This is a genomic window from Nocardia sp. FBN12, from assembly GCF_054031145.1.
Genome location: NZ_CM132926.1, coordinates 6,955,319 through 6,968,332 on the forward strand (window position 1 = coordinate 6,955,319; position 13,014 = coordinate 6,968,332).

General features: G+C 69.4%; 12 protein-coding genes. 10 read left to right on the top strand and 2 right to left on the bottom strand.

The window, feature by feature from the left end; translation table 11 throughout:
* The first annotated feature begins 18 nt into the window (after positions 1-18).
* The 7 genes from ACWZHB_RS32645 to ACWZHB_RS32675 are packed head-to-tail and all read left to right on the top strand — an operon-like array spanning position 19 to position 4,493.
* Positions 19-330, top strand: a complete 312-nt coding sequence (locus ACWZHB_RS32645; RefSeq protein WP_427905544.1) for a type VII secretion target — start codon at positions 19-21, stop codon at positions 328-330.
* 2 nt (positions 331-332) lie between these two features.
* The gene (locus ACWZHB_RS32650) at positions 333-1,697 is read left to right on the top strand and encodes a hypothetical protein (RefSeq protein ID WP_427905545.1); all 1,365 of its coding nucleotides are present in this window, start codon (positions 333-335) and stop codon (positions 1,695-1,697) included.
* A gap of 27 nt (positions 1,698-1,724) precedes the next feature.
* Positions 1,725-2,027, top strand: a complete 303-nt coding sequence (locus ACWZHB_RS32655) for a PE family protein (RefSeq protein ID WP_427905546.1) — start codon at positions 1,725-1,727, stop codon at positions 2,025-2,027.
* Entirely contained in the window at positions 2,027-3,007 is a 981-nt protein-coding gene (locus ACWZHB_RS32660) for a PPE domain-containing protein (protein WP_427905547.1), read from the top strand. Before ACWZHB_RS32655 ends, ACWZHB_RS32660 begins: the two co-directional genes overlap by 1 nt.
* Positions 3,004-3,795, top strand: coding sequence for an ESX secretion-associated protein EspG (locus ACWZHB_RS32665; protein WP_427905548.1), 792 nt, complete (start codon positions 3,004-3,006; stop codon positions 3,793-3,795). The genes ACWZHB_RS32660 and ACWZHB_RS32665 overlap by 4 nt, the downstream gene beginning before the upstream one ends.
* A gap of 42 nt (positions 3,796-3,837) precedes the next feature.
* The gene (locus tag ACWZHB_RS32670) at positions 3,838-4,167 is read left to right on the top strand and encodes a WXG100 family type VII secretion target (RefSeq protein WP_427905549.1); all 330 of its coding nucleotides are present in this window, start codon (positions 3,838-3,840) and stop codon (positions 4,165-4,167) included.
* 32 nt (positions 4,168-4,199) lie between these two features.
* On the top strand, positions 4,200-4,493 hold the full coding sequence (locus ACWZHB_RS32675) for a WXG100 family type VII secretion target (protein WP_378632332.1): 294 nt from the start codon (positions 4,200-4,202) through the stop codon (positions 4,491-4,493).
* 235 nt (positions 4,494-4,728) lie between these two features.
* Here ACWZHB_RS32675 and eccE read toward each other — a convergent pair whose 3' ends face one another.
* On the bottom strand, positions 4,729-6,468 hold the full coding sequence (gene eccE, locus ACWZHB_RS32680) for a type VII secretion protein EccE (protein ID WP_427905550.1): 1,740 nt from the start codon (positions 6,466-6,468) through the stop codon (positions 4,729-4,731).
* A gap of 118 nt (positions 6,469-6,586) precedes the next feature.
* Here eccE and eccB point away from each other — a divergent pair, with 118 nt between their 5' ends.
* Complete coding sequence (gene eccB, locus ACWZHB_RS32685) at positions 6,587-8,095, top strand: type VII secretion protein EccB (protein ID WP_427905551.1); 1,509 nt, start codon at positions 6,587-6,589, stop codon at positions 8,093-8,095.
* Between the two features lie 48 nt (positions 8,096-8,143).
* On the opposite strand, the gene eccA is transcribed toward eccB, so the two are convergent.
* Entirely contained in the window at positions 8,144-9,985 is a 1,842-nt protein-coding gene (gene eccA, locus ACWZHB_RS32690; RefSeq protein ID WP_427905552.1) for a type VII secretion AAA-ATPase EccA, read from the bottom strand.
* A 158-nt stretch (positions 9,986-10,143) separates the two neighbouring features.
* Here eccA and eccD point away from each other — a divergent pair, with 158 nt between their 5' ends.
* Both eccD and mycP read left to right on the top strand, forming a co-directional pair.
* Positions 10,144-11,604, top strand: a complete 1,461-nt coding sequence (gene eccD, locus ACWZHB_RS32695) for a type VII secretion integral membrane protein EccD (protein WP_427905553.1) — start codon at positions 10,144-10,146, stop codon at positions 11,602-11,604.
* Positions 11,605-11,615: 11 nt separating this feature from the next.
* Positions 11,616-13,010 (top strand): type VII secretion-associated serine protease mycosin, encoded by a 1,395-nt coding sequence (gene mycP, locus ACWZHB_RS32700; protein WP_427905554.1) that lies wholly within the window; start codon positions 11,616-11,618, stop codon positions 13,008-13,010.
* The last annotated feature ends 4 nt before the right edge of the window (positions 13,011-13,014 follow it).

Here is a 13,014-nt window from a genome sequence, read left to right on the forward strand (position 1 = left end):
CGAGATTGGACGATAGCCATGAATCATGTTGCGGTAGTTCCGGATGCAGTACGTGCGTACGCGGGTGCCTCGGCCACGATGGCGGCGGGGGTCGCCCAGGCGGGCGCGGTCGACCAGGCCGCCACGATGGCCGCCGCGGTGCCCGTGTTCGGCCTGATCGGCCAGGAATTCCTGATGTCGTTCGCGTACGCGCAGGCCAACCATCTCACCTCGATGGCCCAGCTGGCCGCGGTGCACGCGGGCACCGCGCTGACCGCTACCCAGGCAGCCGCTACCTATGAGGGCGCCGACGGCGCGTCCAAGCTGGGTATCTCGGCGGTCGATCAGTAGCAATGACGTATCCAGGGGGAGATTCGGCAGGCGCGGCAGCGTCGGTCGATCCGACAGTGCTCGAACTGCTGCGTGGTAGTTCGCTGGCGCCGATGCTCGACCAGCCGGTGAGTCAGGCGCTCAGCTCGATGGGGTTGCCGCAGTTGCCGCAGCTGCCCGAGTTCATCCAGTTGCCGGAAATGCCCGCGCTGCCGACGATCGACCTCACGGCGCTGATGCAACCGCTCACCGAACTGGCCTCCGCGTTCGGTACCGGTGCGCTCGGCGGCACGAGCGCGACGTCGGACACCGGCACGTCGACCAATCCCGCCGAGGCGCTGACGAATATCACCTCGGTGCTGGAGACGGTGATGTCGCTCGGCTCGACCGCACTGCAGACGGTGATGCAGCTGTGGCAGAGCTCGGGGGCGACGGAGGCGACGACCAAGGCGACCGCGGCACAGGCCGACGGTGCCAAGCTCGCCACCCAGAGCACGCAGGAGAAGGCGGTGCTCGCCCAGGCGGCGGGTAACGTCGCCGTCGGTGGAGCCAAGCTGGCCGCGGTGATCGCGCGCTACTCGGCCACACTGGCACTCGCTCCGCTCTACGTGCTGACGCCGGGTGGTCAGGCGGTGCTGATCGCGGCGACCATGGAGGCGATGGCCGAGGGACTGGCGATCACGGCCGAGACCAAGGCCGAGATGGTGGCGCGCAGCGGCGAGATGGCGCAGGCGGGCGAGAAGGTCCCGGTGACCAACGCGCCATCCGGTGTCGACGCGAGCAGCGAGTCGCTGAGCCAGCTGATGAGCTTGATCACCCCGCTGATCAGTACCGCGAGCACCGCGGTCTCCTCGCTGAGTTCGATTGCCGGACAAGTGAGTTCGCTGTCCACCAGCACAGCCGGCGACGCGGCGAGCACCGGTACCGAGATCGCCGGGACAGGCGAGGAATCCGCCGAGGAACTGGCTGCCGCGGGTGGCGGCGGTGGCGGAGGCGCGATCGGTGGGGTCGGCGCGATCGGCGGCGGGGCCGCGGCATCGTCGCCGCTCAGCCCGTGGCAGGGCGGGCGAAGCAGCGGCCTGTCCACTGTCGGCGCCACCGGTGCGGCAGGCGGCGTTGGCGGCAGCAGTGCCGGCGGCGCGAACATGACCACGGCATCGGCGGGCAGCTCGTCGCCGGGCATGATGCCGATGGGTGGGGCAGGCGCGGGCATGCCGATGGCGCGCGCGGTGGAGGGCGGCGGCAACGAGGCCGTGCACTCGCAACTGGTCACCGGAAACCACGGCGACGAAGTCGTCGGCCCGATCGCGGGGGTGGCGACCCCGGTCGTCGGCGCCGCCGAACCGGTGGGCACCGAAGCGCCGCCGGACAAAGAACTCTCACTGTGACGCGGCACGACCACGACAGGGGTAGCAATGAGTAACACCTTCGAATTCGATTCGGCTGCGGCGAGCAAAGCCGCGGCAGCGCTGGACGGCATCGCCGACCGGCTCACCACCGAACTCACCGCGGTCGCCCCGGCGCTGCACGTCGCACCGGCGGGCACCGAGGAGGTGTCGGTGCGCGCCGCGAACACCGCCAACGGTGTCGCCGACGACTACCTGACCGGCGCCGAGGCGGGCGCGCACGAGATGAACAAGCTGGCCGCCACCCTGCGCGCGCAGGTCAGCGAGTTCGATCAGATGGAGAACGACAACACCAGCGGCTTCAACGGATAATGATCGAACCACCGCAGCCCGGCTTCACCGGAGTGGTGTGGGAGGCGCGCGAGCCGGACAAGCTCGCCACCGACCTCACCACCGGTGCCGGACCGATGCCGATGGCCGACGCGGCCGCCGCCTGGACGCGGCTCGCCGCGGCCTTCGGCGCGGCCGTGCTCGACTACGAGCAGGTGCTGCAGACGCTGCGTGGATCCTGGAAGTCCGGGAGCAGCGAGCTTGTGTGGGAACGGATCTCGACGCTGCGTGAGTGGTTGCTCGAGACCGCGGCGGCCGCGACCGCCAACGCGGCGAGGATGCAGGCCCAGGTCCTCGCCTACGAGGTGGCGGCCATCGCCATGCCCAATACCGCCGACATCGCCGCCATCACGGCGATGCAGCAGGCACTGGAGCAGGTCGGCACCGCCCTCGGCGCGCCGATCAAGGCGATCGCGGCGCAGACCGACGCCGACGCCGACGTGGCCAAAGCCGTTGCCTCCCGGGTGATGCGCAGCTACGAAGCCGCCACCGAACCGCTGGCGACGCCGTGGTTGCACGCGCCGCCGCCGCCCATCGCCCCCGAAGCCGCACTGACCGGCGAAAAGTCGGGCCAGGCCGCCACCCCGGCACCGAGTGCCGTGGCGATGCCGGGGCTCGGCGCGATCGGGCTCGGCGCGCTGCCGTCGATGCCCGCGCCCGTCCAAACCGCTTACCGGACACCGACGTTCGTCCAGTCCGCGACCACGGTGGGTGCCACGACACAGTCGGCGCCGGTCACCACCACCCCCGCCGGGCAGTCCGCGCCACTTGTTCCCGGTGCGATGGCACAGGGTGGCGGCCAGGACTCGGCCGCCCGCTTCCCTCGCGCGGGCCTCGCCCACGAGGAGTCCGACCAGCTGGTCGCCGAAGGCGAGATCCAGGCCGCGCCCGCGGTACTCGGCGTCGCCGAACGTGCCGCCCCGCAGACCGGCGGCACCGCCACCGCGGAGGGACGGCCATGACCACGCTCACCAACGACGCGCTGCTCGCCGTCGCCGACCGGCTCGGAGTGCAGACCCTGCCGCTGGTGCTCGCCGTCGGCCCGCAACAGGACTCCTTCGACGCCTGGCGCGCGGCCCGCGACGCCGCCGTCGCCGAACTCACCGCCACCGGCATCTTCGACACCTACGGCGATGTCGAGCCCGACCTGGCCGGCGCGCTGTACACGCTGGCCCAACCCGATGCCGAACTCGTCGCCCGCGGCTACGGCGACGATGGCCGACGGCGAATCTGCCTGGCGCGGCGCGGTTCCGGTCACGCCAGCGCGGTGCGCACCGGCGAGAACTTCGAGATCGCCACCGACACCATCGACGGATCGGCCCGTGAACTCGCCCGCCTGCTGCTCGCCGCGCTGCCGACCTGCGCGCCCGCCGAGGTAGCAGCGGTGAGTGTCGCGGCCGACGAACTCGCGGCGCGTCTCGACGCCGCCGAAACAACTTCCCAGTACGTGGACGCGATGTATGCGCTCGGTATCGACGCGCACCAGGCGACCGTGCTCGGCGCGGCCTTCGGCACCTGCCATGGCTACACCGAGATCGTCGCCGTAGTCCACCATGACGGGCTGACCACCCGAGCCCCTGGCGCGGTCGCGGTGTACGACACCGCGCGCGGCCGGATCGTTGTAGCGCCGATGACGGCGCCCGACGGGCAGGTGTGGTCGACCATAACGCCGGGCACCGATCACCGCCTCACGCAGGCAATCGGTGCGCTCCTCGAGGGGCTTCCCGGTGGGGGGTGGCGGCCAGATTAAGCCATCTCTCGTTTCAACCATCAAGTAGGAAAGGTTCGGCATATGCCCCCTCAGGGACCAGTAGGCGTAGAAGCCGGCGGCGTAGACGGCGTCGTCTCCAAGCTCGAAAGCAGCATCGGCAACCTCCGCACGTCGGTCGGCCAGATCGATGACGCGGCCCAGGCCGTCCTCCGTGGCTGGAAGGGTGACGCCTCCGACGAGTTCGTGAAGGTCGCCCAGGCCTGGCACGACGAGTCCGACGCGCTGAACAAGAAGTTCGACCGGCTCACCGAAGCGGTCAGCACCGGTAAGTCCACCCTGGTGAACATGGACGGCCAAGGCCTGTCCGGTGGTGGTTCCACCGGCGGTGGCGGCGGCTACACCAATCTCTGACCGCGAATCAGAAACGAACAGGAACTGAGCTCATGACCATTCTTTACGATCCCGCGGCGATGAACGAGCTGTTCAGCGACCTGCAGACCTACGGCGGGAAGATGAAGGGCGAGATCGACGAACTCGAAGGCGCCGCTTCGGATTTCCGGAACAACTTGCAGGGTGACCAGGCGATCTCGACCTTCGACACCGCGCACAAGAACGTCACCACCGAGCTGACCGACACCCTCGACAAGCTCGACAAGCTCGCCGCTCAGGTCGAGTCCGCGCTGAACCGCGCGCTCGAGGCCGACGGCAAAGTCGGCGACGGGTTCGCTGACTTCTGATATATCGGAGCGCTGGCGCGCTCGAGCGCGGCCCCTGATGGGTCGACCGAAAAACGGGGCGGGACTCGTGCCTTCGGCACTTTGTCCCGCCCCGTTTTTCGGTCGGCCGGGCCGCTACGCCCGCTGCGCGGGCGTGGGCCTCCTCGAGGTCGGCCCCGTGCGGGTCGGGTTGTGAGGTGGCCGGTGCCGGATCTGCGATGTGGTCTTTCCCGAACTCGTTGTGCTGCTCAGGAATTCAGCGTGCCGCGAGTGATTCGCCGATGTAGTGCATTTCGTCGGGGGTGGTCACCATCGACACCGTCGCGCTGCCCGCACTGGTGCGCACCGTGATCCGGTTCGGGGCGGACGGGTCCTGGATGAGCGTCACGTCGGGCTGCAGCGCGTCCGGATCACGTTCGGCGGTACGGACTTCGACGAAGGTCGCGCCACCGAGATGGGTGGTCGGCGCGATGCCGTCGAACACCAGCACGGTCGTGGTCGGGTACGGAGCCGCGGGGACGGGCGGCGGGCCCGGTGGTGCCTGTGGGGTCGCGCCCGCGGCGCGTGGCGCGATCGACAGCAGCTGGGGAGTGGCCAGATTGGCGACCATCGACTGCCACGCCTGCGGTCGCGAGGTGTGCACAACGGCATGGGCGCCGAGCGCGGTGGCCCGCAGGACCACCTGCTGGGCCAGGTCGAGGTTGCCGATCACATCGACGTGGCGGGTGCCCGCGCCGATCAGGGGGACCGCGATGCCCTGGCCGCGTTCGTCGGCGCCGATCAGCTGGCCGCAGCCGGTCGTCGGCACGGCGATGTCGGTGAGCGCGGTGAGGGTGCCTCGGTAGCCGTCGCGGCCACCGAGGTCGTCGGCGGCACCGATGGGCAAGGTGTCGAGCAGGATTCGGCGCTGGCTGCCGGGGAGCTCACGCAGGCCGGGCAGCGGCGCCTTGTCGTAGGGCTCGGCCGAATCGAACCGGACGACGGCGTTGAGCACCACGGTCCCGGCTTTGTCGTCCGCGCGGCCGATCCGGCCCGCACCGGGATGCAGGCGCAGCGTGACCGTGGTCGACAGCGTCGGCAGCGACCAGATCTCGGCCAGGCCGTTGGTGCCGATCATCGGCGCGGTGAGCTGGTAGTGGGTCAGATGCCTGCCGAACTCGGACTCCAGCCCGTGCGCCGACTCGGTCAGCCGCAGCGGGTCGAAGCCGTAGGACAGTTCGCGCAGCGCGCTGTTCATCTCGGTCGCGGTGAGGACCGCGGCGTCGATGCCATGGGTGGCCAGCCGATTCGCGACCCGGCGGGTGGCGATGATCATCGTGCGCAGCGCACCGGTGGCACCACCACCGCGCTTGTCCACCGCCGTCGCGTTGGCCACCGGGTCCAATCGCAGCACGAGCCAGCAGGTGCGGTGCGCGATGGCGGGCAGCGGGCCGAGAATCCGGTTGTAGAGGTGCGCGGCCGCGCCGGTGCCCGCGGTGCGCGCGCCGGTGGAGATCACATCGATGCTCACCAACCCCACGTCGAACTGCTCGAGGCAGCGCGCCACTTCGGTGAGCGGCAGCAACTGGTCGGCACTCAGCGAGCCACGGCGCAGCAGCGTGAGGGTGTCCGGCGGCGGATCTATCCGCAGCATGGTGAGCAGCAGATCGCCGTCCCAGCGCACCCCGCAGCCGCCGCCCTCTGGCAGCGGCACGTCGAACGCGGGTGCCCGATCGAGGGTGTCGGCGCGGCCGCGCAGGCGGCGCGCCAGCCAGTCCCCGATCCGTACCGCGGGTGGTCGCCGCCGGATCGGCACGAGTCCGATCACCAGGACGACCGCGGCCCCGCCGATCGCGCCGTAGACCGAATCCGTCGTAGCCAGCACGATCCAGGCCACGATCGCCGCGAGTACCGCGGTGGGCACACACGCACGCAGCGGGTACATCCGGAACAACCAGAATTCCGGGTCACGCAGGGTGTCGTAGACATGTGCGCTGCCGGTTTGCCCGGCGTTCATACTGTTGTTCAAAGCCGTTGTCCCCGCTTGGCGTACGTCGAATCATGGTGAAGGACAAGTTCCGGATTTACGGTACCGTGTCCGACGAGATGGTGATCAACTCAGCAATGGAGTACCTGTGCCGGCACAGCTGACAACCAAAGCCCAGGTCAATGGTTATCGCTTTCTGCTTCGCAGGCTCGACCACGCGCTGGTCCGCCGTGACGTGCGCATGTTGCACGATCCGATGAAGTCGCAGAGCCGGTCGCTGATGGTCGGCGCGGTCCTCGGTCTGATCATCGTGGCAGGGGCGGCCATCCTCGGTTTCCTCAAACCGCAGGGCGCCATCGGTGACGCGCTGATCGTCACCGGCAAGCAGAGCGGCGCCATGTATGTGGTCGTCGAGGCCAGGGAGGGCGAGAAGACCCTCCATCCGGTGCTCAACCTGGCTTCGGCCCGGCTCATCGCCGGCGACGCGCAGGCGCCGAAATCGGTGAAGGACGACAAGCTGGGCTCGCTGCCGCGCGGTCCGCTGCTCGGCATTCCCGGTGCCCCGGCGGCCATGCCGGGTTCCAAGCAGGGGTCGAGCTCGAATTGGACGTTGTGCGAGACCACCCAGCTCTCGGCCGGGGGCAGTGCGTCGGGTGCGGGCGGCGGTCTCACCACCACCATCGTCGGCAAGCCGGAGACCGGTGACCGGATCGGGGCCGTCGGCGCGGACGACGCCATGCTGATGCGCCACGACGACAAGACCTTCCTCGTCTACCAGGGGACCAGAGCCGAGGTCGACCCGGGCAACTCGGTGCTCGCCCGCACTCTCGGCCTGACCGGCCAGCAGGTTCGCCCGATCGGCAGCGCGGTACTCGGCGCGACCACCCAGGCCCCGCCGCTGGCCGTCCCGAGCATCGAGCGCGCGGGGGAACCGGGCCCCGGCAAGCTGTCGAATGTGCCGATCGGCGGCATCATCGCGGTAACCGGCGTCGAGGCAGCGGGCAAGGAAACGATGTACGTGGTGCTGGCCGACGGTGTGCAGCGCGTCTCGGAATTCACCGCCGACCTGTTGCGAAACGCCGATTCGCGCGGCATGCGCGAGATCGCCGAACTGGCGCCGGACGTGCTCGACCGGATGCCGATATTGCACACCCTGCCGATCGACTCCTTCCCCGAACGCAAGCCGCGGATCCTGTCCGCCGAGGACGCCCCGGTGGCCTGCGTGAACTGGGCGAAGGATCCCGGCGAAGCCACCGCGCAAGGCAAGTCGGTCGACGGCCCCGCCGAACGCGCCACCGTGACGTTGCTCGCCGGCACGAAACTGCCACTGTCCGGTTCGGCCAAGCCGGTGACCCTCTCGACCGCCGACGGTTCGGGCGACCGGATGGACGCGGTGTACCTGCCGCCGAGCACCGGCGAATACGTCCAGGTCACCGGGGCCGAGCCGGGTAGTTTGCGACGTGAATCGCTGTTCTATGTGGCCGACAACGGCATTCGCTACGGTGTCCCCGACGCCGCGACCGCCGCCGTGCTCGGCCTCGGTGACAAGCCGAGGCTCGCACCGTGGTCGATCATCGGCAAGCTCGTGCCCGGCCCGACGCTGTCCGCGAAAGACGCGCTCACCAGCTACGATTCGCTGCCCTCGGCCAGCAAGTAGCCGAAACGAGCGAGGGCCGGGCGCGCACCCGGCCCCGCTCGTCGGTGCTCAGCTCAGGTTCGGGATCGTCCCGATGTTGAGGGTGGCGACGATACCGGCGAGCGCGGTACGCATGTCCGGCTCCTCGATGCGCATCAGCACATCGTCGTCGACCTCGGCCAGGTCGAGTCCGTCGGTATTGGCGAGCCGGAACTCGCGTTCCTCTTCCGCCGACTCGATCACATTGCGGATGAAGCGGCCGTTACCGGCGAGGTCCACCCCGCGACGCGGCGCTCCGCTCTGATCGGTGCTCTCCAGGTTGTAGAGGTAGTCGCAGGTCTCGATCAGGGTTGCCAGCGATTCCGGCGACAGTTGCGAATCACGGCTGTTCGCCACGATTTCGCCGATCTGCCCGAGCTCGGCGGCGGTGTAAGACGGGAACTGCAATCGCTTGGCGAATCGGGAGGCCAAGCCGTCGTTGGCGGCGAGCAGCCGGTCGATCTCGCCGTCGTACCCGGCGATGATCACCACGAGCCGATCGCGGTCGTTCTCCATCCGCGCCAGCAAGGTGTCCACCGCCTCGCGGCCGAACGCGTCACCACCCGAGAGCCCGGTCTGGATCAGGGTGTAGGCCTCATCGATGAACAGCACTCCGTCCATCGCGCTGTCGATCAGCTTCTCGGACTTGATCGCCGTGCCGCCGAGGTTCTGGCTCACGAAGTCGACCCGCTTGGCCTCGACCACCTTGTCGGTCTTCAACAAGCCGACACCGCAGTAGATCTTGGCGACCACGCGCGCGATGGTCGTCTTACCGGTACCGGGCGGACCGGTGAAAGCCAGGTGCTGGCCACGGGATTGACTCGACAGGCCCTTGCCCGCCCGGATCTTGGCCAGCTGCGCCGAGGACTGCAACTTGGCCACCTGGTTCTTCACCGAGGCCAGACCCACCTGCTTGTCGAGCTGGGCGCGTGCTTCGGCGAGCACCGTTTTGGCGCGGTCCTCGGCGGCGGCCTCGTTCATCGTGGCCAGGGTCGGCGCCGAGTCGGCATCCCACTTGTCGGTCCGCGCGTCGATGACCTCGCGGCTGGTGACCACGATCCGGAAGGTGCGGTCACGCATCGCCGTCGTGTTCGCGGTGAAATCGGGCAGCTGCGAGTAGACCTGCTCGAACAGCTTCTGGGCCTCGGCCTCGTTGCCCGATTCCCGCAGGCACAGGCCGCGGTTGTACATGGCGGTGAACTTGGCCGACGGAATCGGGCCCGCCTCAGCCTGTTCCATCCGCCGGATCGCCTCACCGAACAATCCCAGCTGCGCGCACGCGGTGCCGACCATCACGTTCGCGCCGGTGGCCAGGTACGGGTCCTTCCAGCTCTCCGAACCGGCCAGCACGGTCATCACGTCCGACCAGCGCTGGGTGTTGTAGTGCAGGATGCCGCGGATGTAGGAGCTGATCCGATCGTCGATCTGCTTGTCGGGGTCGTCGGCGCGGCCTGCCCGCAGCTTGGCCAGTTCGTCGAGCACCTGCTCGGCCTGGGTGTAGTCGGTGTCGGCGATCAGCTGCGAGGCCCAGGCCAGCCAGATCTCGGTGAGTCCGCTCAGCGGGTAGTCGATGTAGAGCCCGGGCAGGAAGCGGCCCGCCATGGCGCGCGGTGCGAGGCCGATCCGGCGCTGCTCGCGGCCGAGCGAATCAAGGCTGGTGCGATGCAGATTGAACAGCACCTCCTTGGTCAGCTCGCCGGCGGCGGCGCGGCCGAGCCACGCGTCACACATCGACGAGTCCCATTCCGTCGCGCGCTGGAAGGCCAGCTTCGCGTACTCCTCGTCACGCGCGGACTCCTGACCGTCGATGGACAGACCGAGCGAGAGGACGCCCGCGTCGAAGGCGCGTTGAGCCTGGCGAATGTCTGGCATGTGGTGTCGGACCCCGAAATCTTCCTCTGATGGACAGCTGGTGTTCAATCCGGCGGCGACGACTTCGATCGCGCCGGTTTGCCATGTCCGTTAGATTAGGTAACGCTGCCGTGTGGTCGCAACGGAAGTAGTCAGCTACGACTGAGAGTTCATCACTGGTGTCGACGTTGTTAGGCAATGAGCCCGAACTATGCCGAGTTTCAGTGATCGGGGGTGATACGCAGCTAGACATAGGTTTGCCCGCCACGGTTCCGATCGCCGGCTTCATCGGTGATCTGGTGGCACTGATCCGATCTCGCGATCCGCGCTTGCCGGACGGCGACGAGGAATCCGCTCCGGTCCGGGCCCAGCACTGGACGCTGGCGCGCCTCGGCCAGGACCCGCTCGCGCCGAGCCGCACGCTCACCGAGGCCGAGGTCTACGACGGTGAACTGCTGGTGCTGAGCCCGGTGACCCGCAAGGAGTCGCCCGCGCTGTTCGACGACGTCATCGACGCCGTATCCCGGCTCACCGCAGGCGAGTTCCGCGGTTGGTCCGGATCGGCGGCCCGCTGGACCGGCCTGGTGCTGGCGACCGTCTCGATCATCGCCGCGCTCGCGCTGCTGGTGGTCTCGCGCGCCGACACCGATCCGCTGGCCCCCGCGTTCGCGCTGCTCGGCACCGGGATCGCCGCGTCGGCGGCGGCCGGGATCGCCGCGCGAAAATTCACGGATTCGATTACCGCGAACTGGCTTTCGCTGGACGCGCTGCTGCTGTTGTTCGGCGGTGGTGCGCTGGTGGTGCCGGGCCAGCTCGGCGCGGGCAATCTGCTGCTCGGCAGCGTGGTGCTGCTGGTCGCCGCGGTGGTCGGGTATCGGGTCACCGGGATCGGGCCCGGATTGTTCGCTGCCGCGATCACGATCAGCGTGTTCGGCGCGGTGTCCGGTGCGATCTACCTGATCTGGCATCCGGGGCTGGCCAAGCTGTTCGCCGGTGTACTCGTCGCGGCGGTGATCCTGCTGTCGTCGGTGCCACGTCTGGCCGCGGTGACGGCCAGACTGCCGATTCCGCCGGTACCGACCGCGGGCGGGGCGATCGACCCCGCCGATCACGAACAGCGCCCGACCATCGAGGGCGTCGGCGCGGTCGGCGCGATCGCGCTGCCGTCGGCGGCCGGGCTCGGCGAACGGGCCAGGGTCGCGAATCAGATCCAGACCGGTCTCGTCGTCGCCTGCGCGCTGGCCGCGCTGATCGGTGCCATCGGCGCGGCCGACCCGTTCGGCACGTTCCATTCCGGCGGTGTCGCCCTCGCGGCGGTCGCGGCGATCGTGTTGTGTCTGCGCGGCCGGTCCTACGCCGATCTGGTGCAGGCCGCCACGCTGATCACCGCGGGCGCGCTCGCCCTGCTCGCGCTGCTGACCGGTCTCGGGCTCGGTCACGATTCGCTCGAATTCGTCGCGGTGGCACTGTTGCTGGCGATGGCAGGTGGTGTCGTCGGGTTCGGTGTGATCGGCCCCCATGTCGAAGTGACCCCGGTGACGCGGCGGGCGATCGAGATCTTCGAGTACCTGTTGATCATCACGATGATCCCGCTCGCCCTGTGGGTCATGGATGTGTACTCGACCGCCCGCAACATATGACCGGCGCGGCCATGGGGCGCGCACTACTGCGGCTCACCTGTGCGGCGACCGTGCTCGGCACGGTCGCCGGTTTCCCGGCGCCCGCGGGCGCGATCGCCCCGCCGCGGATCGATCCCGGTGCGCTCGACGCCGCCATCGCGCTGAGCACTAGACCGGCTCCGCTCGAACCGACCGAACAGCGGGAACTGTGCGCCGAACCGGTGCTGCGCGGCAGCGCGCCGGTCGAACCCCCGATGGCGCAGCAGGTCCTCGATCTGCCCTCGGCGTGGCAGTTCAGCCGGGGGGCGGGGCAGAAGGTGGCCGTGATCGATACCGGCGTCAATCGGCATCCGCGCCTGCCCGCGCTGCAAGCGGGCGGAGACTATGTGAGCGATTCCGACGGCACCGTCGACTGCGACGGCCACGGCACCCTGGTGGCGGGCATCATCGCTGCCCGGCCCTCACCCGACGACGCGTTCGTCGGTGTCGCCCCGGACGCGGAGATCCTGGCCATCCGTCAGCTCAGCCTCGCCTACGACCGCAAGGACCGGCAGGGTTCGGTCAAGGAGGACGGTGCGCTGCGCAGCGACGGCTACGGCAGCGTGCTCACCCTCGCCGGCGCGGTCGTCCGCGCGGTGGACATGGGCGCCACCGTGATCAACATCTCCGAAGTGGCTTGCACCGCAGCTGGTTCCAATACCGCCGACGGCGCGCTCGGTGCCGCCGTGAAGTACGCCTACGACCGCAATGTGGTGGTTGTGGCGGCGGCGGGCAACGTGGAGCAGGGCGGGCCGTGCCAGAACCAGAACGAGGGGTCCGGCTGGAGTTCGGTGACCACGGTCCCGTCCCCGGCCTGGTTCACCCCGTACGTGCTGTCGGTCGGTTCGGTCGACGCCGACGGCAAGCCGTCGGCGCTGTCGCTGCGCGGGCCGTGGGTCGGGGCCGCCGCGATCGGCCGCAATATCGTGTCGCTGGACAGCAAGCCCGGTGGCACCGGCCTGGTCGACGGCGTGCAGACGATGGAGGGCGTGCAACCGGTCGACGGAACCAGTTTCGCCGCACCGTATGTCGCCGGGTTGGCCGCGCTGATCCGGTCCCGCTTTCCGGAACTGTCCGCGCAGCAGGTGATCGAACGGATCACCCGCACCGCGCACGCACCGGGGCGCGGCCGCGACGACGCCATCGGCGCCGGTCTGATCGACCCGCTCGCGGCGCTCACCGCACCGCTGTCCGCCGAGCCGCCGAGCAAGGGTGCCGACGTCGGCCACCCGATCGCCGAGCCGTACGCGGCGCCGGAACCCGATGCGCGACCACGCCAGGTCGCGATCGCCGGTTCGCTGTTCTTGTTGGCCGCCTTGGGAATCGGCGCCGCGTTCGGCTTTCCGTTCCGCCGGCGCAGTGCCGACCTGAACCAGGAATTCGAGTAGTAGA

Coding starts and splice junctions, on each gene's coding strand:
- ACWZHB_RS32645 (WP_427905544.1), top strand. CDS start 19: ATGAATCATGTTGCGGTAGTTCCGGATGCAGTACGTGCGTACGCGGGT.
- ACWZHB_RS32650 (WP_427905545.1), top strand. CDS start 333: ATGACGTATCCAGGGGGAGATTCGGCAGGCGCGGCAGCGTCGGTCGAT.
- ACWZHB_RS32655 (WP_427905546.1), top strand. CDS start 1,725: ATGAGTAACACCTTCGAATTCGATTCGGCTGCGGCGAGCAAAGCCGCG.
- ACWZHB_RS32660 (WP_427905547.1), top strand. CDS start 2,027: ATGATCGAACCACCGCAGCCCGGCTTCACCGGAGTGGTGTGGGAGGCG.
- ACWZHB_RS32665 (WP_427905548.1), top strand. CDS start 3,004: ATGACCACGCTCACCAACGACGCGCTGCTCGCCGTCGCCGACCGGCTC.
- ACWZHB_RS32670 (WP_427905549.1), top strand. CDS start 3,838: ATGCCCCCTCAGGGACCAGTAGGCGTAGAAGCCGGCGGCGTAGACGGC.
- ACWZHB_RS32675 (WP_378632332.1), top strand. CDS start 4,200: ATGACCATTCTTTACGATCCCGCGGCGATGAACGAGCTGTTCAGCGAC.
- eccE (WP_427905550.1), bottom strand. CDS start 6,468: ATGAACGCCGGGCAAACCGGCAGCGCACATGTCTACGACACCCTGCGT.
- eccA (WP_427905552.1), bottom strand. CDS start 9,985: ATGCCAGACATTCGCCAGGCTCAACGCGCCTTCGACGCGGGCGTCCTC.
- mycP (WP_427905554.1), top strand. CDS start 11,616: ATGGGGCGCGCACTACTGCGGCTCACCTGTGCGGCGACCGTGCTCGGC.